Genomic DNA, 22,551 nt, shown 5'->3' with positions numbered 1-22,551 from the left:
TCACAAACTACGTCGCCCGAGCACTGCTGGAATCCGGCGGCTTCCGACCCCAACTACACCCTCGATTGTGAAGAGCCCGTAATGGCCCTCGTGATGGATGTATCCCTCTTCTTGTGGCCGCCCGTCTTCTGGCTCGGAGTGGCCAGCGTGGCCGCGTTCCTGTTGGTGGACTCAGGGATGTACCCGGGGCGGCTCGTTGCTGGGCCGAGGCTCACCCACGGAGAGCCAAAGCTCTTCATCTCGGCGGCGGCTGCGGAGCACCGAGGATCCGGACTTCTGCACCGCGTTCGGGTCCATCTGGCGGGCCGATACCCAGGTGTACCGATGGAACTCGTCGCACGGGATCGCGACCTCGTCGCGATCTACTCGCGCAAGCTGGCGATGAGCCAGGTGACTCCAGGGCAGGGGCGCATGATCGGTATCGTCCCTCCCAGGGGGCGCTGAAGACGCGTAAAACTCGGTGAATCTGCTGCCGACTTACGGCCAGTTCTTTCGACCGCGACGGAAGTTGGGTGTCGTTAACGTGCCTCTCGGGGAGGTGCGAACGACTGCCGTGCCGGAAGCGAGATTCAACAATGCAGGAACTAGCCTAGCGATGCGTGTCGGGCACGGAGCATCCGTTGCATCGACTGATGGACATGATATGCGTTCAGGCGGAGCGGCTGTCCCTGCAATCGAGCGCTTTCGATGTCAGATCTCGAACAGAACGTCTTCCATAAAACGGAGAACATCTCGCGGTCATCCGCCCACTGCCCCGTGAGGATGTCTTCGTCTATCCAACGCGAAAGTATGTGTTCGAATAGAAGTTGATTAAATGCGCGAATTGTTGCTGCGACGATCGCTACGATATCGTGGATTGCCCCTGGTGTGTCAAATGATATCCAGCTTCCAATGGGGAGATCTAGGACTTTCGCATTATGTGCGGCGACGTAGCCCCCCGCGTGTATGGCGCAATGCCGGACATGGCACACGAGCTCAAACGAGGCAAGCTCAACCGTCAAAGACGAACGACCTTTTATGTCAAGCCCAGTAATCTTCTTCGTCCACTCTTTGACGGCGCCAGCGCTCGAGAAACTTGTTCGGTCGAGCGAGGCCCGGAGCGCATCACTGACTGAACCGCTGATAACGTACTCAATTTGAGTGTCCAATGGCCGGACAAGATCCATGCAAAGAGGGCAGACATTCGCAACTTCCGTCAGCAGAGTGCGGAAGTAATCTTCGGCGACGGCAACTGCAGATGTGCTGAGGATCAGCCCGTGCTGCGCCTTCCAATTCTGAGCATGGTCTGCGGCCAGTTGTGTAACGACCAGCAATCCAGAAAATGCGCGATCGATTGCCGACGCGTTCGAACTATCGGATCTATCCGCAGCAATCGAATTTCGCTTCAAGCGCGCCAATGGATCGCCGCCACCCGGCGAGGCTGACGAGAGACAACTCGGCGGCACCATGTGTCCCATCAGAGCGTGACGTACTCGTCAGCACGCGCCTTAATTCTAGCTGACCAAGTTCTACCAATGCTTTTCACGGTTCTCAATTGGCCGCCGCCGTCATCGAGCATGATGTCCTGTACGGATTTCATATTCGTGAGCTCGAGGATGCGCTGGAGTTTGAGCGGCGGAAGATTGAGGCGGTCAATTGGTGATGCCAACAGTTCGATATACACGGACTGTTCGGTGAGGGCCGTACCGCACTTGAAGCAGAAGACGGCATCGTCGGAGACGCGAGGGCTTCCACATTTTGGACAGGGAGACAGGTTCAAACTGCATTTGCTCGCACGGTCCGTCGTGAAAAGCCACTCGGGCTGGCGTCGGACAAAGTCATCCGCGCTCTGCCTGGCCAGCGCCTTGTTTGCCTCGTCAGCAGACGGGTTGCGCCCCTGCGACAGGGCGTTCTCCGCCAGCAGGAGCGACGTGTGAACCTGGATCTTCTCGTACCTTTCACGGCCTCGAGAAACTGCTCCGATCCGCCGAATCAGCCCAGCATATTCGAGAAGCGAAAAAACTTGTGTCAGATCGGCGTCCCATGGCTGAGCGAGTGCGACGCCGATATAACGAGGGCCGCCGGCGGGGCGTTGTCGGTTCGTCTCGCGAATCTCACCGATCATAGCGTTGTAGACTTCTTCGCCCACGCTGACAAAGTTTTCGTAGCGAGGTAGTTTGTTGGCAACCTCCCCAAAAAGGGAGCGAACTCGGTCGGCATTGTCGCGTATTGCTTCCCGCAATCGAGGGAGGGTCGGTGCTGTGATGCTCTCGGCCTCGTCGTCATCCTCAAAACTTCCCACAGAGTCAGAAAGAATATTCAGAAAGTTCCGGGGAAGGCCAAAGGAGGCGTGGGCGGCCATCGTGATCAGATCTGGTCGGACGGCGGATTGGAGGCTCTCTGGAAAACGCGCTCGATAGATTGATTGCATCGCATTCAGGTAATCCGGAGAGTCGGGCCTGATCCAGACCTCGATCTCTTCAGCCTCATGCCCAACGTTAAAGAATGGGCTGTAAGATGTTACCCCGGGATAGATTGCGGCTTTGCATGCAACGGTGCGCGAGCGTAGAGCCCGGAACACTTCGAAGAATTCCCGCTGCTGTTGGTGCATGAAGGCGTGAGCTGCGTCGTCCATTAGCAGAACGGCTCTTGCCTTTCCTAGTTCGCCGCACCACCTCTCGATCCGACCAAGCAAGTCTGCCGGAGCAATAATGGGCGGCGTGTCTTTCGGGGCCTCGCCGATCGTGGTCTGGAGCTCATTGATATAGGCGATGCCTGCTTTGGCTAGGAGTTTAAGATCTGCGGGAGTGTCGTCACCGAGAGTCTCCTCAAGTGCAATAATGATTTTGTAGATCAGCCATTGTCGGAAGTGCTCAATCGCTCGTTCGGAGCGAAGCATTAGGGGCTCGAGTGCCAGATGTTGAGAGTAATTGATGTAGGCGACTACGACGTTGTCGCGCTCTTTCAGTCGGTAAAAAGCCCGCTTCAGATAATTGGACTTCCCCGAGCCTCTCGGCCCCTTTAGGAGTTTCGGGCCTGGGCCCATCAGCCTGCGGAGGATCGATTCGTCGCCAGGAACGACCCCCGTCCACCGTTCCAACTCCTCTGCGCTCAGGTCTTCGGCACGCAGGGTGTAGAGCGACTCAAGGTCTTGTCCACTAGGCATCTCTGGCATGGGTGGAGCGTAGCGATTTCCCCCGGCTTCGACGGACGGCGTCTCTGAGAGTTGCGTCGTGTCGCCGCGATCAGCATGGCGTGCAGAGGTCCGCGACTTGACGCCGCGCAGTAGGGCGGAGGCTACGAGGGCTACCTCGACGGGACTGCTGCCGTCGCCTGTGTGGATTTTGTGGGGCAGATTTGGTCAGATCTTGCTTGTGCGTGCGGAGAGTGTTCGGGCTGCGGACCTTGTTCAGGGGCTGCTAGTCCACGAACTTCTCGACCGCCAGGCCCTGCGGGATGGTGCACGGAGAGGATCCATCACCAGAACGCAAAGTATGCAGTCTCCTATTCAAGGTGACCCACCGGCGCGCTCGGTCCTCTCTGTCCATCGATGATCTGGAATGCGACGCGGCAGGGCTCCTTCGTGCTCACGAGCGAGCGCCCATGGCGGGGTGAATCGGCGTTTTGCTGGCCTTCGTGAACGCGGCGAGATCATGGGCCCACCCGTCGACGACCCGCGCGGTGCGGAGGATCTCAGCGCCAGTCTGGCCAGGTTTGAGTGCCTTGACTCGTGCGAAGACCTCCTCGTCCTGGAGGCTCGTGATCCACGCGCTGACCTCAGAGCGTGGCGGTCGAGGGTCGTGTTCGGCAACGATGTCGCGGAGCCCCTCGCGTGCGATCACGAGTCGTATCGACCGGGCGAAGCGCTCAGCTGCGGTCGTGGTCCCAGCGTCCACGAGGGCGGCGCGAAGGTCACCCCATCCGCGACTTGTATCGAGCTGCGAGGGGAGCGGGGTCACGTTGTGTCGCCCGATGATCAACATGGGGATCGCGACGGTCCTCACCCAGTCGGCGACATAGGCGAGTTCCTTGACGAGGACCGGGCGTTCACCGGTGTGTGGGCGTTGGATTGTGACCGTAGGCCACACGTCCATAGGGAGCACCGTTCCTGCGGGTGCGATCGCGACGACGTCGCCGACCTTCACCGGTTGCCCGCTGGCTGGTGGGATAACAACGCCCGGCGGTGTAGCCAGAGGCACGATGCGTGCTACATGCGTTGCGGCGACGACCGGGGTCCGGTGCTTGGCGAGGTTCGTGTGCTCTGCCAGCAGTCGCAGCGGGTGGTCGTCCGGCCGTTTCCGGTTGTTGTACGGCTGAAGTTCGCGCATGCGCCGGACGAGCAGCGAGCCTTCTCGGAACGGCGCCAGCGTTCTCCTTCGCCCCTCTGTGATCCACGAGGCGAACTTGTCAGCATCTGTGAACGCGGGCATCTCGATCGACCTCGCCTCGCGCTCCGTGATCGTGCGACCCACACGGCGCTCCACCTCGGCGAAAAGCACATGCTCGATGGCAGCACGGAGCTGTGTGAGGGCGTCCGCTGTGAACAGCGCGACCGCCGGCGGGAGCGGCTTGACCGACTTGACCGTTGCGAAGCACAGGCCGTCCTCATATCGGTCCTCAAGTTCGACTGCGCCGTCCCGAAGGGTCGGCCGTAGCGCCTCAGTGACTCTCTCGATCAGGTGGTCGGCGTGTGCAAGAGTCGCGGCAACGTGCAACTGGTGATCTGGCAGCCATTCGAACTCGTCGACGCTCATTCGACTGAACCCACAGCGAGCGTGCGGCGCGTGCGCTTCACGTCGCCGGTTCCAAGTTCGACAGTCATCCGGACGCGGTCGCTGACGTTGCGCTCGATACTTCGCACGGAATGGACGAGCGCCCGCGCGGCCTGCACCTCGGCGTACCAGGTCTCAGTCTCGCCGGGCTCGAGTCGATGGGGAAGGTTCGCTCCGAGCACATCACCAACAGGGATGAAGGCGAACCCACCGTGTTTCAACCGGACGCTATACCGGTCGATCCGAACTGGTGCCCGACCAACGTTCGTCACCGCGACACCGACCACCTCTGGCCCCATGAACCCCTGCGATCGCATTCGCGATAAGTCGCGACGTGCACTGTCCCGCCCGACGGCTCCGGCCGCGACACCGCCGGCACCAACGACGCCATGAACAAGGCGCAGCCGCACACGTCCACCGTCAAGATGGCGCGTCGCTACTTGCCAGCCGATCGATCCCGCCGACAGCACCAGTGACAAGCAGGCAACTGCGAGTCCAGCGTCCACGCCCGGCTCTCCGTTCGATCGAGTACCGGAACTATCGCACCTGGCACTGACACGACGTCTTCAACCGTCGCAGTTCGCTGAGCGAGTTGTACCCGATCCCGAAGTCATCCAGAGCGAGCTGGATCCTGAGGATCTTGAGTTCGCAGAGGAACCACATCACGAGGTCGCTGTCCGGAAAGGAGATGCCCTCGGTCATCTCCAAGAAAATGCGTGATGGGGCCATGCAGGCAAGTCCGATGGGCGCCGATCACGGCCAGTCAGAGGGCCACGGAGCCGGGACTATGAAGGTGATGCGAGGGCAAATCCTCATCGACTGGGGGACGAGGGGGGACGCGCTGTTGCCCCATGTTTCCGCAGTTCACAGGTTCGCGTACTCGAGGGGGGACGAAGAATTGGTGCTGTCGCCAACGCTCTGACTCCTCTCCGGGGACATGTCAGGGGACGACTGAGCGAGACCTTTCACGCCGTATCCCAACGGCGGAAGGAACCCGCGATGAGCGTCGCAACGCAACTCGGACTAAACGACCCGGCACGGGGCTTGCTGGCCCAGGCCCGCACGGATTGGGCTGGCTGGAGCGGGCACGATCCGCGGCTGGTCGTAGTGGACGATCTGCTCGATCTGCCCGACTGGATCCGCACGGCCGACCGCCTCGACGTCGACGACGTCCTTCACGTTCTCGCCCGCCTCGGCAGCCCCACCGGTGGCGACGACATCGCCGCGGCTGGCGCGCTGGTCTGGGTGCTTCTGCCCGGAGCAACCGTTGTGGCCCACCGGCTGCGGGACATGACGCCTCGGATCGACGAGTGCGTTGCTGCGCAGCTATGGATCGAGGTGCGCAGCTTCGCCTGGGAGCGACGCCGGAAGGTGGCGGCCAACATCGTCATGAACTTGCGCCGCGGCGTCCTGCGTGACCTCGGCGCGCATGAGCACTTGCGGGCGGTTGACCCGACCTGGGCACACGCGGTGCCGCTCGCACCCGAGGCTGACCTGTGGCGCGTCCTCGACGCGAAGGCGGCCGAACCCCTCGCGGTCGAGGCGGAGGAAGAGCTGGCTGAGCTCCTCTCCTGGGCGATGGCCCACCGCGTGATCGGCGAGCACGATCGGCAGCTGCTCGTCGGCCTCGCCGAAGCCGCATGCCAGGTGGCGGTGCCCCGCAGCCGACAAGGGCGCAGCGGGTTGTGCTCCCGGGCCGGGTCGAGCGTGGTCGCGGCGCAGCACGGGATCTCGGCGGTGACGGTGCGTCGTCGGGCACGACAGAGCATGCGGGCGCTGGCCGAGGCCTACGCGCGACAGATGTCGGCGTGAGCCGGTGAGCGCCCCGGAGGTTCGGGCGGCCTTCGGTTGCGAGGTGATGGACGTGACCGATGAACTGGAACTGCAGCGGCTCCTGCGCGAGGCCCACGACGAGAGCGCCGCCGTGGCGGGCCTCGAGGACAGCCTGGAGCGTTTGCGCCGGGCCCGCGCCGCGCAAACCGCATTGGCAGGCTTGCCCGCCGAACAGCTGCGGGAGGCGCTGCGGATGCGTCGCACGGCACTGGCCGGAGGTCGACCATGACGATCGCGACCCGAGCGGTCGGGATCGACGAGTTGCGGCGCGCCTGGTGCGCAGTCCAGGAGGGACAGTTCCTCCTGCCGCGTCCCACGGAACGCGAGACCGTGCCACGACCGACCGCGCCGGCGGTTGCGGACGACCGCACCTGGCATCCGGGCGAGACGGTCCTGCCCGTAGTCGGCTGCCTGCCCCAGGCCGGTGCGACGAGCCTCGCCCTGGCGATCGCCACCCACGAAGCGCCAGCCCGCGTCATCGAATGCAGCCCGCCAACCGCGTCGGGCTTGGCCGGAGCGGCAACCGCCGAGCTAGGGACCACCTCATCGGGATGGATCGTCGGACGCCGCGACCAGGTCCACCTCGCCCGACCGGGCACGCATCACCGGGACGCCGGGCTGCTGCCGCTGCCCGATGACGCGGCCACCGGCACGTCGCTGAGCGTGCTCGACGTCGGTTGGGAGCTGGGGCAGCTCATGGCGCTGGGTGGGTGGTTGAGCGCGACCGTGGACGCCGCGCCGCGAGTTGTACTCGTCGGCACGGCGACCGTGCCCGGGCTCCGTCGGCTGGAGACCACGCTCAACCTGCTTGACCCCGCGCGTGCCATCGTCGCGGTGCGCGGCTCGGACCCGCGCCGGTGGCCACACGAGCTCACGACCGCGATGGGGCCAGCCACGGGGGACCAACATCGCGCCGGGCGGTGGGTCGTCGTCCCGCACGACAAGCGCCTCGCCCTGCGCGGCATCGACTCCAAGCCGCTGCCACCCGCGCTTGTCGCGGCCGGACGCGAGGTCCTGCGCCACGTGAGCGCTGCCGGACATCCACAGAGGGGAAACTCATGAGAGACCTCGTCGCGAGCTATCTCGGCACGATCCTGCCGACCGTCTGCCCCGTGGCACCGCCAGGCGCCCAGGCCTACGCGGACCAGATGACCGGCTACGTCATGTGGGGCGTTCTGATCCTGCTCGGCATCGGCGTGATCGTCGGACTCGGTGCCATCGTCGGCGGTCGGGTGTTCTCGATGCCGCACGCCAGCAAGGGCGGCATCGTCTCGCTGACCATGATGTTCATCGCCGGCATCGCCTACATGGTGGTCCCGCCGATGGTCGCGGGCATCACCGGCTCAGGCTGCGTGTGATGTCGGCGCTTGGTGACGAGGCTCCGGGCTGGAACAGGCGCCGGCTTCTCGCCGTCGTCCTCGGCATGGCTCTCGTCGTCGTGAGCGGCCTGGCCGGGCTGATCTACGCCGTGCACGGCGCCGTCGCGTCCAGCGGCACTTCACGCGACGACGACGGCGTCGCGGTGGCCGTCGATTCGTTGCCGACCGGACAATCCCGTCGGGATGCCATCGCTACTGCGCCGATGCTGCGCGTGTCCCCGCAGGACTCTCGCGGCGGCACCCCGGCCGCAAGCCCAGCGCCGACGATCGTCGTGCCTGCCGCGACGAGGCTTGGCCCCGCGGAGGTCCCGACGGGGTTCGATCACACGACCGAGGGCGCGGTTGGCCAGCTCGCCGCCATCGCCACCACGGTCCTGCAGGGCATGTCGATCCAGCAAGTGCGGGCCGTCCACGAGCAGTGGTCCACCCTCGGCGCGCCCGCGGTCGACGAGTGGGCACTGATGGCCGCGGTTCGGGCCTTCCTTGGCAGCGACGCCGGTCCGCACATCGACGAGCCCGGCACCGAGATCGTCACAGTCCCGAGCGCCGCGCAGATCAAGGGCAGCGACGGCGACGGATGGGTCGTGGCCTGCGTCCTGCTGGACGCCACCGTCACCGTCGTCACCGAGGCGCGCGCCGCCTACGGGTACTGCGAACGCCTGCAATGGGCCGAGAGCCGGTGGGTCATCGCGCCCGGCACGGCACCGGCGTCCGCGCCGTCGACCTGGCCCGGCACCGACCTGGCGGCCGCCGCCGGGTGGCGCACCTGGACGACAAGCACGGAGGAGTGAGATGGACTGGTCCGACTACCTCAACCCATTCACCGCCCTGGGTAACGCCGCCGCGAGCGTCGTCGCCGACGGGTGGACCGCCGCGATGTTGGGGATCTGGAACGCCGGGCTGTGGCTGCTCAAGCTCGCCCTCACGATTGAGGACGCGTTCCTCGTGCCCGACTTGAGCGCCAGCGGCCCGATGCGAGACCTCTACAGTGCGACGTTCTGGATCGCCGGCGCCATGGTGCTAGTGCTCTTCCTGGTGCAGCTCGGCATCGCCGGGGTGCGCCGCGACGGGCAAAGTATAGGCCGGGTGCTGCTCGGCGTCGGCCAGTTCGGAGCGGTGTGGGTGATGTGGATCGTGTTCGCGATCGCCATCCTCGCAGCCGCCGGGGGGCTCACGAGGGCGCTGACGCAGTCGTTGCTCGGAGTCGACTCCCTCGCGGCGTGGCAGCCGTGGGCGGGGTTCTCGACCGCGGACCTGACGGACGGCACGGTTGCCACGGTCCTGGGTGTCCTGGGGATCTTCGTGGTGTTCGCGGCCGTGGCGCATCTGCTGGTCATGCTCGCTCGCGCGGCCGCGCTCATGGTGCTCGCCGCCACCAACCCGATCTCCGCGGCCGGCCTCGTCTGGGACGGCGGACGATCCTGGTTCTGGAAGACCTTCCGCTGGTTCCTGGCAGCCGCGTTCACGCCCGTCGTGATGGTCCTGCTGCTCGGGCTGGGCGTGAAAGCGACCAGTGGTGTGGCCCTGTCGATGACCGATTCGCTGCAGACCGCGATCGGTACCGCCGTCCCGGGCGTCGTGCTGATCTTCGTCGGCAGCTTCGCGCCGTTGGCGCTGTTCAAGCTGCTCGCGTTCGTCGACCCCGGCACCAGCTCGGGCTCGGCGATGCGCGCCGGGCTAGCTGCCCAGGGTGGAGTGCAAGGCCTGATGAACGGTCGGGCGGACAGCGGCGCCGGCACGTCGGGTGCTGCCTCCAGCAGCGAGGCCTCCGGGCAGTCCGGCGGTGAAGCCGACACGGAGGCGGCCACCAACGACAGATTCGCCCGCTTCACGGGCGGCTTCCTCGGCGCCACCCTCGGCGCGGGCGGTCAAGCCCTGGCGCAGGGCTGGGGCATGGCCCAAGGCCTCGGCAGCCAGGCAGCCGCCGTCGGCGCGGACCTGACCAACCAGATGGGCGTCGGCCACAACACCTACATCCCCGACTTCTCCGGCAGCCGGTCCCGTCCCGGTCAGCGGGGCCGCTCGCGCGACGACGACACCCCGGACATCAACGGCTCGGGGCCCGACGACGACGCCGGCTTCGGTCCCAGCCCGGGCGCCGTCGGGAATGCACCGGTCGGTGGAACCCCGACCGGTGGCGCCGCCGGCGCTGCCGGTGGCGGCGCAGCCGCAGCACCCGAGGTCGCGGCCGCCGCGGTCGTCGTCTGAGAGAAGGAGATCGACCGTGAGTCAGGTCTACAGCGAGTACTCCAGAGCCCGGATCGGCTGGTTCCCATTCGGGCTTACGGGGTGGCAGGCAGCCGTGCTGGCCGTCTGCGTCCTGCCCGTGCTCTGGGCATTGAGCCGACAAGCGTGGGCGTCGGCCGCCGTCCTCTTCCTGATAGCCGGTGCGGTCGCCGTGGTGACCGTGGTCCCGGTGCGCGGCCGCTCGGCAATGGGCTGGCTGCTGGCCAGCACTGCCTTCGCGATCGGCGCGCTCGCGGGCTGGACTCGGTTCCGCTCCCACGCCTCGAGCGGGCAGGCCGACGACCTCGCAATCCTCGACCTGCCCGGATCGTTGACCGGCATCGAGGTCCACGAAGGGCCGCCCGCCGGACTGAATGCCACGCGGGTAGCTCTGATCCAGAACCACGTCGCGCGCACCTGGGCGGCGACCGCGGCGATCGTCCACCCTGGCATCGGGATGCGCGGGGTCGACGACCGGGCGCGGATGGCCAAGGGCCTGACCGACCTCATCGACCAGGCCGGGCGCACCGAGCTGATCGACGAGGTCGTGCTCCTGGTGCGCACTGTCCCCGAGGACGGTGCCGAGCGCGACGAGTGGATCCGCCGGCACCGCCGCCCTGACGGCCCGGTGCAGGTGCGGGCGATCAACGACGACCTGCAGCGCGTCCTGACCCAGGCGTCGGTCCGCACCGAGGCGTTCGTGACGATCGTGGTGCCGGAGGCTCGGATCGCGAAGGCAGCACGAGAAGCCGGCCGGGGGGTCGAGGGACGGGCCCAGGTCATGTACGGGCTCATGGCCGAGGTCGAGTCCCAGCTCAAGGGCGGCCTCGGCGCGGTCGCCGTGACCTGGCTGACGAGCCCCGAGCTCGCAGTGGCGTGCCGCACGGGGTTCGCCCCCGGTGATCGAGTCGGGATCGTCGATGCGCTCCTCGCTGCGGCAAACGGTGAGGACGTCACTGCGGACGTTCCGTGGGCCATGGCTGGCCCGTCCGGCGCCGACGTCGTCGCCCGGCACTACAGCCATGACGCATGGAACTCGATCAGCGCGACCATCAAGCTCCCGGTCAAGGGCGCCGTCCTGGGTGCGCTCGCTCCTGTCCTGACTCCGACCGAGCCCGGGGAGCGGCGGAGCGTCCTGGTCGCGTTTCCGATCCTGAGCCAGTCCAAGGCCGCTCGGCAGACGGCGTCGAAGGAATGGGCCGCAGACATGGGGCAAGGATTGCGGGAGCGAGCCCGAATGCGCTCGACGACGAAGGTCCGCGACGCCGCAGCGCAGGTGCGAGCCCTCGAGTCCAAGCAGGCCCGCGGGAGCGCGCTCACCCGCCCCTACGCGGTGTGCACCGTCACCGTGCCCAAGACGGTGCGCGTCGCCGAGTACGGGCGCCGCCTGGACGCGGCGATCCGCCGCGCCGGTTTCGCCCCGCTGCGACTGGACGTCAGCCACGATGTCGCGTTCGCTGCCTCGGTCGTACCGCTCGGCGTGAGCCTCACCCGCACGGGGGACGCATGAGTCCGCGGCCGGCAACGACGGGCAGGGACGTTTCCCGGCTTCTCGCAGACTTCGGGCACGAGCTACCGACCGCTCTTGCGCCGCCACCCGCCACCTCGCCCGAGAAGCTGTTCCGGCACGTCCGAGCGCGCGGCGACCGACGGCGAGGCCGAGGCTGGGCGCCCGCGTCGGCGCCGGTGGTCTCTTACCAGATGACCTCCGACCAGGCCGGAGCGTTCTGGCCGTTCGTCGCTGGCCCCGGGCTGCCGCAGACCGGCGCGCAGATGGGCGCCGACACGATGTCCGGCACCGCGTTCTACGCCGACCCGATCGGCTGGGTGCTGCGCGACGACATCCCCGTCACCAACGCCAACGTCATCACCATGGGCAAGCCCGGCACAGGCAAGTCCGCCACGACCAAGGCGTTCGCGTTGCGGATGACCGACTTCGGCTACCGGATCCTCATCCTCGGCGACCCGAAGGACGAGTACGAGCCCCTGTGCCGGTTCTTCGGCGTCGACCCCATCGCTCTCGGCCCGGGCATGCCCGCTCGGGTCAACCCGCTCGCGTTCGGCCCCCTCGGCGACGGCTGGGACCGCCTGGATGCCCGGCAGGCACAGCAGCGCGCCGCGATCGTCTTCTCCCGCTGGCTAACGCTCGTCCGCGGCCTGGTCGGCAGCCAACGAATCGGCGAGCAACGCGTCCCTTTCGGACCATCCGAGGAGGTGATCATCAAGACCGCACTGCGCGACCTCACCGGCTACACGCACGCCGCCTCGACCCTTACCGAGACGACGATCCCGAGGCTGTGGCACCACCTCGACGAGCCCAGCGACGCCCTCATCGAGCAGTGCCGCTTCGCCACCCGCCAGCAGTTCCTCGACGAGAGCCGCCTGCTGCGCGACGCTCTGGGCCAGCTCGTCTCGGGGGCGCTGGCCGGCCTGTTCGACGACCACACGAACATCGCCGTCGACTGGGCCGCCCCGATCCAGTCGCTGTCGCTGTCGCGGCTGAGCCCGCTGGGCGACGAAGCGGTCGGGATCGCCCTGCTCGCGCTCAACTCCTGGGGCCGCGGCATGCGCGAGATCGCCCCACCAGGAGACCTGCGCGTCGTCGTGCGCGACGAGGTGTGGAAGATCATGCGCCTCGGCGTCGACGCGGTGAAGTCGCTCGACGAGGACTTCCGCCTCTCCCGCGGGGTGGCCGGCAAGGGCGGAGACATCCAGTGGGCCAACGCGCACAAGCCCTCGGACATGCTCACCGTCGGCGACGCCGGCTCCCAGGCTGCGAACATCGCCCGGGACCTCATGCACCTGGCCGACATCAAGATCCTGCACGGGCAAAAGCCCGAGATCGCCGGCGAGCTCGACGCGATGCTCGGACTCGGCCCGCAAGCCACGGCAGCGATCACCGGCTGGGCGATGCAGCGCAAAGGCAGAGCGCTATGGATGGTCGGCGAGCACCCGTACAAGGTCGAGACACGGCTACACCCGGTCGAAGAGCGGCTGACGTGGACTAACGAGGCCATCGCCGGGGCGGCGTAGGGCATGAAGATGGCCGTGATTTGGGCCGCGGCGGTCCTCTGCCTGCCGGTCATGCTGATGCTGATGGGCGCGGCGGCGATCGTGTCCACCGTCTCCGGCGGAGCCGTCCAGGCACTCTGCGTGGTCCCCGACGAAGCGTCAGCCGAGTCGGTCGTCATCGCCGACGGCGATCCGGCCGGCGAGGGTGGGCTCGGCTTCGAGCTGCCAGCACCGGCGACGCCTCGGCTCGCGTCGCTGCGTAACCCGGCCGCGACCATCCCCGACGACGTCAAGGCGCACTACCTCGCCGCCGCCGACCGATACCAGTTGCCCTGGACCCTGCTCGCGGGAGTCGGGATGGAAGAGACCGCCCACGGGCGGACTCGCGCAACGAGCTCGGCCGGCGCGCAGGGCCTCATGCAGTTCATGCCCGCCACCTGGGCCCGGTACGGCGTTGACGGCTCCGGCGACGGGCGCGCCGACATTCGCGACGACGCCGACTCGGTGATGAGCGCCGCGAACTACCTCACCGCCTCAGGAGTCACCGCCGGCATCGCCGGCGTGCGACGCGCGCTCTTCGCCTACAACCACGCCGACTGGTACGTGAACGACGTCCTGTACTACGCCGCGGCGTACGGGGGAGGAGTGGTCGCGGGCGACCCGTCCGACTGCGGAATCGGCGGGCAGGGGAACCCGGCCCTGCCCCCGCTCCCGAACCAGCAGATCGCGACTGTGTTCGCGTTCGCCACTGCGCAGCTTGGCGAGCCCTACGTCTACGGGGCCAACGGGCCGACCTCGTGGGACTGCTCGTCGTTCACCCGCGCCGCGTTCGCCCAGATCGGCGTGACCTTGCCGCGTACGGCTGCGGCCCAGCAGAACTGGGTGGCCCAGGGCCACGGCTACCAGGTCTCGCTCGGCCAAGAGCGGCCCGGCGACCTGATCTTCACGGACAGCTACCTGGGCCCAAACCGGGTCGGCCACGTGATGATCGTCTTCGACCCGGCCGCGCGGCTCACGATCGAGGCGGGCGGATCACGGGTCGGCCACTACGACTACGGCCACTGGACCGAGCACAACCTCTTCTCGATCTGGCGGGTCGGAGCAGGTGTGACGTGACTACATCCACCTCACGTCCTGCCCCCTGGATATCAGGTCCTCACCCCGTACACGAACGGCCCGTGGGGACCTGCCGCCGTCGCTCTACACAGAGTCCAAATCAGCGCCGCCAGAATCCGGTGCGATGATCGGCGTCATGGTCTCCCTCTCTGACTTCCTTCTCTCTCGCGTCGAAGAAGATGCGCAGTTGGCACGTGCTGCCGCCGTCATCACCTCAGGCATCGAGGCCGGCGCGCTCTTCTCGTCTCCCTACGCCGAACTGTCGGATCACATCGTTCGATGGGATCCGACACGGGCGCTCGCCGAGTGTGAGGCGACGCGGCGCGTCATCGAACTCTTCGATCATGCCGTGATCGCATCCGACGCCGAACGGTTGCGCCCTGGTCCTGACGCTGCTCAAGCCATTGCGGTGGCCGAGTACGGCTACAAGGTGCTCTGGCAGTTGGCCCAGGCACACACAGACCACCGCGACTTCCGCAAGGACTGGAAGCCAGTCCAAACGGATGCGTGGGATTCGAAATGAATCGTCCTCGTCTTCCCCTCGAATCCGCTTGCTGAGGGCGTCGGGAATCTTGTCGTTCTGCCAGCCTTCGCCCATCGTCGTGCGCCCTGCCGTCGTGGTCCGGGGGGTGTTCTTCGGCTGCCGTGATTTTGAACCGGTCCTGCGCTGCCAGGACCGGAGCGACTGAGCAAGAAGAGCGGGGTGCCCACTCCAGTGCCGTGTGAGCACGGACCGCCCCTGTGCGGCCTTCGGAAGGCGGAGGTGGCACATGCAACGATCACGTCGCACGACGCCTTACCCATTCACCTGGGAGATCCCGGTCGGGACCCTGCTGGCAGTGCTGCTGGCCGTCATCCTGGGCCTGCAGACCGGGCGGTCGCTCGCGAACCTTGTCGCCGGCAACGGATGGGTGTTCGTCGACCGCGTAGCGTTGTTCACCACATTGGGTCCGCTGCTCGGCGGGCATGCCGAGGCGGGCTTGCCCGCCGCAATCCGCCCGGCGTCAGTTGAGGTGTTGTGGACGTGCGTCGGCATCGTGGAACTGCTCGTCCTCGTGGCGATCGGATGGGCGGTGAAGTTCGGGCTCGACCGCTGGGGACCCGCTCGCCTGCGAGGCATGGCGACCGCCGCGCAGGCCGAGGCGCTGCTCGGCCGAACACGGCTGCGCCACCATGCCAAGGTGATCCGCCCAGACCTCTATGGCGCTCATCAGGGCGGTCGGCGATGACCCGCGGCCTGCGGCATCTGCGGCCGGCCGACGTCGGCTGGAAACTCGGCCGGGCGACAGAGCCTCGCGGCGGCGAGCTGTGGGTGCCGTGGGACCGCACCGCTGGCGTGATCGGCCCGCAGGGCTCGGGCAAGACCCTGGACCTGCTCGTTCCCGCGCTCCTCGACGCGCCCGGGGCCGCGATGGTGACCCTGACGAAGGTTGACGACCTGTTGCTGTCTTTCAGTCCGCGGTCCACCGGCGGCCGCCCATGCGTGGTCCTTGACCCGTTCGGCCTCGTGCCAGGCCTCCCGGAGGTGGTCTGGGACCCGATTCGAGGTTGCGTCGACCCGCTCGTGGCCGAGCGACGCGCCAAGGCGTTCACTGCCGGGACGGTCAAGGGCGCGGTGGCGGGCGGCCACGGCGACGCCGCCGCCCGCTTCTACGCCGCCGAGGCTGCGAAGGTCCTCCAGGGCTTCTTCCACGCCGCGGCGCTCACCGGCGGCAGCCTCAACGACGTGTTGCGCTGGGTAGCCCGGCCCATGGCAGCCACTCAGGCGACAGAGATCCTGCGGGAGCATCCCCACGCCGCGTCCTTCTGGGATGGCCTGCTGCACGGCGCCCTGCACGGCGACGATCGCACCGCCGGCAATACCGTCACCACCGTCCAACAAGCGATGTCCTTGTTCTTCCAAGATGAGATCCGTCACCGGTGCGTGCCGGGCCCCGGTCGCCCGTCCACGGCCATCGCAGACGTCATCGCTGCACGCGGCACGATCTACCTACTGGGGCGGGAGGATCCCTACGCTTCCGCATCCCCGCTGATGACGGCCTTTGCCGAGCATGTTCTCGACACTGCTCTCGAGGTGGCCAACGCCAGCCCGTGGGGGCGCCTGTGCCCGCCGCTCCACGCCGTGCTAGACGAGTTGCCCTCAACGGCACCGCTACCGAGCCTGCGGACCCGCATGGCCAACGAGCGCGCCCTCGGCATCAGCTTCATCTGGGCAGCCCAAGCCTGGCCTCAGTTGGCTGCGGTCTTCGGTGAGCAGGAGGCCCGCACCCTGCTCGGGTTGACCAACAACCTGATCGTGTTTGGTGGCTCCAAGGACGTTTCCTTCAACAAGGAGATTTCTGACCTGCTCGGCCAGGTACGAGTCGCGCGCACGAGCTGGAACGGCGGACGCATGGGCGGCCGACAGACGTCCGGGGAGGACATCGCCATCCTCGCCCCGGCGGAGGTCCGTCAACTCAAAGAGGGCCAGGCCCTGGTGCTGGCGGAGAACGGTGCGCCGATCATCGCCCAGTTGCACCGGTGTATCGAAGGCAAGGTGGGCAGGAAACTACTTGCGGGCAAGGCCACCCTGCGCGCGGAACTAGCCGCCCGCCACCGGGACCAGATCACTCCTGAGGTCCGCGCCTTCGCGGCGCTCACCCAGGCTCGACGCAGCGGCCTCGTTGATGGGTCTGGGGACACTCGACAGTGAGTGACGAGGCGTCCAATACTGCGCCGAGCCGAGCGCCTCAAGCCATGGTTAGTGCCTTCCCCCAGGTGGGCCGTCGGGTGGAGCACGCTTATGCCGAACTCGACCTTGCCGGAGGTGGCGGGACGCTCCAGCAGCGGAACGCTTTGGGGGATCCCCGCCTGCTGGCCCGCCCCTGGGACCCGGCCACCTGCGTCGACCCGCAGTTGCGCGCTGAGCTCTGGCAGTGGCTCGAGCAGGTTGTTGCCTGGCTCAACCACGAGTACGCGTGGGACGCCGACGCAATGATTCCGACCTGCTGGCCACGCCACCCCCACCTGGTTCACGACCTCGCGGTCATTGCGGACCTACGCCGTCGCTCCGGCCTTGCCCTGACCGCCGACGCCCTTGAAGAGTGGCACCGATATGCGCTGCCCTCATTCGTTGACCGGATGCGGCAGCGGCTTCGTCAGCATTGCCAGGACGGCGGCCACCAGCCGTGGCCCGCGCAGGGGCGGCATACCCGCCATCAGAGCGAGGACTCCCGTCAAGACCGAGCTACGACCTACGGCGCCGACATCGGCACCTTCGTCGAGCCTCGCGGGACTGCAAACGTCTCAGCATCGGCAGGATGAAATTGCAGATCGTCGACCAGATGCGCGACGAGAGTTTCAGCGGCGAAGAATCGGATTGATACCGGCTTTCACCTTGGGTCTGCCTGAATCTCTAGTAGCCCCGGCACGGGGCAACTACTTGATATCGCCTGGTGAATCCGAGTCAGGATAGACGATGCACCCGGTGACATCGCCGCAACCGATCAATAAGTAAAGTAACGGCTTGCACTGCCGTCAGGCACTTCACCGAAAAATGGGGTAACCGCTATTAAGGCCAAGAAAGAGCTTGTTTGCGTGAAAGATTCGTTGCAGCCAGTGCAATCGTCCTAATGGACCAAATAAAGCGCAAAAATTATCGTCGAACTCAGTCGCTACGCGGAGCAAGAAAAACCATCCTAAAAACCCACAATAAACGCACCCTGAAGTGAAAGGTCTATTCCATGTGCGGCTGTCAGGGACTGAAACTGATTGGCCACCGCATCGAATGTGTTAGCTCCTTTGTATCTGTGCGGAAGCACCACGAGAACCCACTCGACCTCGGGTAATGCAGATGCCGCGAGAAGAGCAAGCAGAGCAGAGTTATTCGCGGCGGCGCGTCCAGTTTGGATACTCACTGCCAGCGCCCGATCCAAGCTCACGTAATCGATTTCCCATTCGGCAAAACTCCCCGAAGGGATTCCTGATCCCAAACCGTTCGCCCTCAGAATTGGCTCGATTGCCTCTCGGAGGAGAAGCCTATTGACTCCTCCTGCTGGAGTAACTTTGTCGGCTAGTGCCGGCACGCCTGCGACAACCGCATTGACTACATCTCGAACAACACCAGGAACAGTGACGGCATCATGTGCAAAGCGAACCGAAATATAGCCACCGCCGTTCGGGGACGAAACCACTTCAGCACGTGGAAAAAGACCTACAACTTCGGCGGGAGTCACTGATATCGGGTGTGAGACAATGGGCCGCAATGATGTTCCTGTACGTGTCGTAGATCTATGAACGAAGTGTCGGTCGCATTCGAAGGGTTTCACGCCGCGAGTTTCTGCGCGCACGAATACGTGCCCCCCAGCGAAACACCACAGAAGGTCGAAGATATTCGGCGCGTCGCCGTATTTTGCCAGAACAATATTCGAGCGTTCGTGCCGGGCAGGAGCGCCCTCACGGTCTAACGCCTCAACGAGTTCCGAAAGAGTCGACATCCTCAACCACCCACAGTCCGAGTCAACAGTGGCGTTTACGGCGCTAGCGGCAGCGCGCGCCGACTCACAGGAGGTCCGCGAGTGGCCCAGGTACCAGAGCTGCAGCGTACCTCGCGGTCGGCTCGCACTCCGGGAATCTTCCGTGCTTGTCGCTTACGAACTGATGCCAACGTGACGGATGTCGGGGACGCCCGCCGAACGTGTGCAACTCTGTCCAGCCTTGAGACCCGAGGAAACCGATCAGCCATTGGATTTGACCGACAAGGAGAGCACGCGACGGACCTCGGAATTGTGAGAGACCCCACGCTGCGACGATAATGTCCCGCTGTGGACAGAACGTCGACAGCGAAGACCGAAGGTCTTTGCGAGATGAAGCCCAAGGGCGCTCATCATCCCCTACAGCTGGAAAGTCGTCGAACGAGCGCGATGGGACATCAAGCAGGTTGATCGTGAGGCTAGCGTTGATTCCGAGACCATCGGCGAGCCGGCCTACCGCACCGAGGGTGCGATTTCCCGTGGTGGTGCTGGGGGGATTTAGGCAGACTACTGCTAGTTGAGCCGGGGCGCGGAGAGTCTTCTCTGCGCGACTCTCAGCCGGCACCAATTTCACCTCGTACGGCTACGGCGAAGGCGGTCGTGCGCGGCGTCGGGCCCGCCGTCGTGGTACGGCTCGGACCAATCGATCGCCGTTCTACTTAGATCCGGGTCACCGCCAGCGTGGGTGAGGATGAGGGCACAATCACGGTTGGTTGCCTGCCCTTTGGTTTCGCCCCAGATCCGGCTTACCTTTTTTTGTGTGGGGAGATCATCCTCGACAATCTCGAGGAGGCGGAGACCAGTGTCAGCCTTCACGTCATTCCACAACTTTGCGGCAAGCGGCACTGGTCGCTTTCCCGGTTCTGCGACGTCCCCAATTACGAGGACTGCGACGCCGTCACGCTTCAGTGAGCGCTCGACACCGTGGAGGGTCCGTGACATGAAGTCTCGGTAGTTGGTGTAGTTGTGTCCGTGGTCAAGGGCTGCATCGAGTTGTTTGCGGCCGGCTCCCTGATCCCTGGAGACCTCGTCGATACCTAGAAGCCAGAGGCGGATCCAGTTCGACGCACCGTAGTTCACGACTCCTAGGTATGGAGGCGAAGTCACGATGAGATCAACCTTGCCGCGGATGGATTCGGACCCAGTTAGCATCTCAACTGCATCCTGATGGAAGGCCGCGCCACTTTCCCCGGAGTAATCATCAAGGTAGAGGCGCGCAAGTTTGTCTCTTAACCGATCGAAGACATCTTGGTCGAGTTTCTCAAGCCCATTGTCTGCAATGAACTTGGCCACGTAAGTCGGTGACATGCTAAAGGTATTGGGCATGCTGATACTAAGGTACTGGGAGGTTCCATCGCGGCGCCATCCGCCATGCATGATTCCGGCCAGGGCACCGGCAACCATAAACTCATTCGCTGACCACTCTTTAATCGGAGTGCTCAGGAGGCGTTCTCGCAAGTAGACAAGTTGCTTAAGCGAGTTGTCGTGGTAAAGCATCGCGATGTCGGCCGAAACGTCAACATTTCTGTAGGCGGACAACCGGAATTCTCGTTCGAGTTCGTCCACGTATGCGTTGACGAGGCGCCACGTCGGCGGGGCAACTTTTGCGCTCGAGAGAACGTACGCAAGAGGGCTCAGGTCGTTGCAGAGCGCTCGACGACCATGTGCTCTTGCTTGTAGTGCCGTAGTACCTCGTCCACTGAATGGATCAACAACAAGGTCCCCAGGGACGGAGTATCGCTGAATGAAGTAGTGGGCAACTTTCGCCGGAAACATCCCATAGTATGAGCACATGGAGTGCATTGCGTGCCCCCAGCGAGAGCTCACTGTATGCCAAAGATCTCCATTCGAAGTTGTGCCACCATCTAGCGACTCAGGTTCCGGAGACTCGAAATATGCCTCTTGCGACCAATCAGTTTCGCTGGTCATCCGACGTACTCCGAGAGTGCTATGGCGGCAATTCTGAGAACAGGTTCTCGCGAGTTTTGGGAGACCTGAACAAGCTTCCCCCTCACTTCCCGGAGGTCCTCAAGTACTGCGCGGTCTGCAGCGCGCCGAAGCCCCAAATCCCGCTTTATCGCACGAACGTCTTCACCGACGCGATAACATTCCGGGGGCAAGGACGCCGTGGCGGTTTCGGCGTCTTTGAGTTGATACCGCACGCTTCGGCCTAGCCGCACGTCGTGGATAACGTCATCGACCCAAGCGTCGGGTTCTTGGCCGTTAGAGAAATGGGTCCTGAGGGCCCGATCGAGGCCAGTCTCAGTGAGGCGAAGCCAGGCGTAGGGGTTGGAGGCAGGAAGCACTCCAAAATCCATTAGCTCCACGATTCGTGCGAAAAGTCCGCCACGGTCAAGCAAGCGCCAAAGCCCAGTGTAGTTTCGGAGCGTAGCCGGGGAAACACCGATGAAGCGCGCTATTTCAACTTTGCGAATACCCTCGGTTCGATGCAAGTGCTCTACGAGCGTGGCCAGTTGGCTCGGAAGTAGATCCTGATAGATGTCAGATTGGAACCGAATCTCGAACCGCTTCGAGTAATCAAGGAGATAAACAGGAACCGTCGGAAATCTCAGAGGATCGCGCAACCGAATTGTTCTCATCGCTTGAAGCCGCAAGACCCCATCGATCACGAGGTACCCACCCGAGGGTTTCTCAACTGCTTTGAGGGGCTCGGTGAGGCCTATTGCGTCGATCGATGAGCGCAGACGGTCCGCGAACGACCGGGCGCTTGTCGAACGAGCAAAGTCGGGGCTTAATTCAAGGTCATCAGGTCGAATCTCGACGATCTTCATCGGGACACCAATGCCAATGTCGCACCGTCAGGTTCAAACTCAAGAGGAAAATGCGTGGCGAGCCCGCGAATTCGATCACGGACAGTACCGCCGGGGAGGTTTGCGATCGAATAGCACGCCCAACTCAGCAAGGCCATTCGTTGGGCCCGCTGAGTTAGCCCTAGGGTGGTCAATTCACTCCACCCGAGCCCGACGAAAATTGCGTCGAGCTCCTTTGTTCGGATATCGGCCCCCGAAACAACTCTGACGGCATCATCCCGTTCCCCTGGGTCAACATGCCGAGCGATTACAGCGTGCAGCGAGAGGCTTATCTCGCCTGATCGCAGCGCGGCTACCTCAGTAGTCGAGGCACCTTCGAACTGGGCAAGTAGCCGGCGAACAGTTGTCGCGGTCACCCCGAATCTACGGGCGATTTCGGTTGTCTCTTCACCATCTTCGCGTGCCCTCCGAATGAGAAGCGCCCGATCAACTGGACGCATTCGGAGCCGCGCTACATTCTCAACCAGGAACTGGCGTACTTTTTCGTCCTGGCCGTAGGCCTCGTCGACGACGATCGCCGGAATCTCTTGCATGCCGAGAATACGACAAGCGAGGGTCCGCCCTTGGCCCTTGATAAGAAGATAGTCGTCAGTGCCGTCGCCAGCGGGGCGGACGGTGATCGGCGTAAGAACCCCAAACTGTCGAATGGATCGTTGCAGTTCAAGGTGACCTTCGCGGTCTCTCTTGCGGCCCAAGCCATCTTCAGGCCGGATTCGGTCGACCTGCACGTGAGTGACGGTCGTCACCCCGGACGAGGTACCAGAACCGCCAACGGAGGTGCCTCCCTGGTCGACTCTCTCGGAGCTCTCCACTGGTACCAACCCCTCTTGTCGTCAACACGGATTCTGCCAGAGCGCGTCGTCAAGGTGATCCGCCGACACACTCGCGTGTG

General features: G+C 64.8%; 22 protein-coding genes and 1 pseudogene. 14 read left to right on the top strand and 9 right to left on the bottom strand.

The features are described from left to right. Nucleotides 1-444 (top strand): hypothetical protein (locus tag EUA98_RS20080; RefSeq protein ID WP_207219045.1); only part of this gene is annotated, 444 nt, incomplete at its 5' end. Between the two features lie 140 nt (nt 445-584). On the opposite strand, the gene EUA98_RS10920 is transcribed toward EUA98_RS20080, so the two are convergent. The 4 genes from EUA98_RS10920 to EUA98_RS10905 form a co-directional block, all read right to left on the bottom strand. Further along, entirely contained in the window at nt 585-1,457 is an 873-nt protein-coding gene (locus EUA98_RS10920) for a hypothetical protein (RefSeq protein ID WP_130102717.1), read from the bottom strand. Beyond that, a complete protein-coding gene (locus tag EUA98_RS10915) occupies nt 1,457-3,154 on the bottom strand; it encodes a zinc ribbon domain-containing protein (protein WP_130102716.1) in 1,698 nt (565 codons plus the stop codon). The genes EUA98_RS10920 and EUA98_RS10915 overlap by 1 nt, the downstream gene beginning before the upstream one ends. Before the next feature lie 412 nt (nt 3,155-3,566). After that, nucleotides 3,567-4,733 (bottom strand): hypothetical protein, encoded by a 1,167-nt coding sequence (locus EUA98_RS10910; protein ID WP_130102715.1) that lies wholly within the window; start codon nt 4,731-4,733, stop codon nt 3,567-3,569. Beyond that, entirely contained in the window at nt 4,730-5,257 is a 528-nt protein-coding gene (locus EUA98_RS10905) for a phosphoribosylamine--glycine ligase (protein WP_130102714.1), read from the bottom strand. Before EUA98_RS10905 ends, EUA98_RS10910 begins: the two co-directional genes overlap by 4 nt. A gap of 493 nt (nt 5,258-5,750) precedes the next feature. Here EUA98_RS10905 and EUA98_RS10895 point away from each other — a divergent pair, with 493 nt between their 5' ends. The 13 genes from EUA98_RS10895 to EUA98_RS10835 all read left to right on the top strand — a co-directional run bounded on the left by EUA98_RS10895 (nt 5,751) and on the right by EUA98_RS10835 (nt 17,620). Further along, nucleotides 5,751-6,563, top strand: a complete 813-nt coding sequence (locus EUA98_RS10895) for a hypothetical protein (RefSeq protein WP_207219044.1) — start codon at nt 5,751-5,753, stop codon at nt 6,561-6,563. Between the two features lie 52 nt (nt 6,564-6,615). Continuing rightward, nucleotides 6,616-6,813: a hypothetical protein gene (locus tag EUA98_RS10890; RefSeq protein WP_130102711.1), complete on the top strand. Its 198-nt coding sequence runs from the start codon at nt 6,616-6,618 to the stop codon at nt 6,811-6,813. After that, nucleotides 6,810-7,646 carry a hypothetical protein gene (locus tag EUA98_RS10885; protein ID WP_130102710.1) on the top strand — a complete coding sequence of 279 codons (837 nt, stop codon included), beginning with the start codon at nt 6,810-6,812 and terminating at the stop codon, nt 7,644-7,646. The genes EUA98_RS10890 and EUA98_RS10885 overlap by 4 nt, the downstream gene beginning before the upstream one ends. Further along, entirely contained in the window at nt 7,643-7,942 is a 300-nt protein-coding gene (locus EUA98_RS10880) for a hypothetical protein (protein ID WP_130102709.1), read from the top strand. Before EUA98_RS10885 ends, EUA98_RS10880 begins: the two co-directional genes overlap by 4 nt. Next, nucleotides 7,942-8,754: a hypothetical protein gene (locus EUA98_RS10875; RefSeq protein ID WP_130102708.1), complete on the top strand. Its 813-nt coding sequence runs from the start codon at nt 7,942-7,944 to the stop codon at nt 8,752-8,754. The genes EUA98_RS10880 and EUA98_RS10875 overlap by 1 nt, the downstream gene beginning before the upstream one ends. Before the next feature lies 1 nt (nt 8,755). Then, a complete protein-coding gene (locus EUA98_RS10870; RefSeq protein WP_130102707.1) occupies nt 8,756-10,171 on the top strand; it encodes a TrbL/VirB6 family protein in 1,416 nt (471 codons plus the stop codon). Nucleotides 10,172-10,187: 16 nt separating this feature from the next. After that, nucleotides 10,188-11,699 (top strand): SCO6880 family protein, encoded by a 1,512-nt coding sequence (locus tag EUA98_RS10865; protein WP_130102706.1) that lies wholly within the window; start codon nt 10,188-10,190, stop codon nt 11,697-11,699. A gap of 191 nt (nt 11,700-11,890) precedes the next feature. Further along, nucleotides 11,891-13,222 (top strand): ATP-binding protein, encoded by a 1,332-nt coding sequence (locus tag EUA98_RS10860; protein WP_242511393.1) that lies wholly within the window; start codon nt 11,891-11,893, stop codon nt 13,220-13,222. A gap of 3 nt (nt 13,223-13,225) precedes the next feature. After that, nucleotides 13,226-14,317 carry a C40 family peptidase gene (locus EUA98_RS10855; protein WP_130102704.1) on the top strand — a complete coding sequence of 364 codons (1,092 nt, stop codon included), beginning with the start codon at nt 13,226-13,228 and terminating at the stop codon, nt 14,315-14,317. A 124-nt stretch (nt 14,318-14,441) separates the two neighbouring features. Next, nucleotides 14,442-14,840 carry a DUF6221 family protein gene (locus tag EUA98_RS10850; RefSeq protein ID WP_130102703.1) on the top strand — a complete coding sequence of 133 codons (399 nt, stop codon included), beginning with the start codon at nt 14,442-14,444 and terminating at the stop codon, nt 14,838-14,840. Nucleotides 14,841-15,087: 247 nt separating this feature from the next. Further along, the gene (locus EUA98_RS10845; RefSeq protein WP_130102702.1) at nt 15,088-15,546 is read left to right on the top strand and encodes a hypothetical protein; all 459 of its coding nucleotides are present in this window, start codon (nt 15,088-15,090) and stop codon (nt 15,544-15,546) included. Next, nucleotides 15,543-17,009 carry a type IV secretory system conjugative DNA transfer family protein gene (locus EUA98_RS10840; protein WP_130102701.1) on the top strand — a complete coding sequence of 489 codons (1,467 nt, stop codon included), beginning with the start codon at nt 15,543-15,545 and terminating at the stop codon, nt 17,007-17,009. The genes EUA98_RS10845 and EUA98_RS10840 overlap by 4 nt, the downstream gene beginning before the upstream one ends. 77 nt (nt 17,010-17,086) lie before the next feature. Then, the gene (locus tag EUA98_RS10835) at nt 17,087-17,620 is read left to right on the top strand and encodes a hypothetical protein (protein WP_130102700.1); all 534 of its coding nucleotides are present in this window, start codon (nt 17,087-17,089) and stop codon (nt 17,618-17,620) included. A 374-nt stretch (nt 17,621-17,994) separates the two neighbouring features. Here the strand turns inward: EUA98_RS10835 and EUA98_RS10830 are convergent, their stop codons facing one another. The 5 genes and pseudogenes from EUA98_RS10830 to EUA98_RS10815 form a co-directional block, all read right to left on the bottom strand. Then, nucleotides 17,995-18,531, bottom strand: coding sequence for a hypothetical protein (locus EUA98_RS10830; protein WP_130102699.1), 537 nt, complete (start codon nt 18,529-18,531; stop codon nt 17,995-17,997). An 867-nt stretch (nt 18,532-19,398) separates the two neighbouring features. Then, on the bottom strand, nt 19,399-20,394 hold the full coding sequence (locus EUA98_RS10825) for a hypothetical protein (RefSeq protein WP_242511391.1): 996 nt from the start codon (nt 20,392-20,394) through the stop codon (nt 19,399-19,401). Between the two features lie 78 nt (nt 20,395-20,472). Then, nucleotides 20,473-20,622 (bottom strand): annotated as a pseudogene (locus EUA98_RS20535) (DNA methyltransferase); the annotation flags it as partial. Between the two features lie 131 nt (nt 20,623-20,753). Beyond that, complete coding sequence (locus tag EUA98_RS10820; protein ID WP_130102697.1) at nt 20,754-21,620, bottom strand: ParB/RepB/Spo0J family partition protein; 867 nt, start codon at nt 21,618-21,620, stop codon at nt 20,754-20,756. Further along, entirely contained in the window at nt 21,617-22,405 is a 789-nt protein-coding gene (locus EUA98_RS10815) for a ParB/RepB/Spo0J family partition protein (RefSeq protein ID WP_165372795.1), read from the bottom strand. Before EUA98_RS10815 ends, EUA98_RS10820 begins: the two co-directional genes overlap by 4 nt. Nucleotides 22,406-22,551: the final 146 nt, after the last annotated feature.

This window comes from Pengzhenrongella frigida (assembly GCF_004168625.1).
GTDB lineage: Bacteria > Actinomycetota > Actinomycetes > Actinomycetales > Cellulomonadaceae > Pengzhenrongella > Pengzhenrongella frigida.
This window is presented reverse-complemented; position numbering and strand designations above follow the sequence as displayed.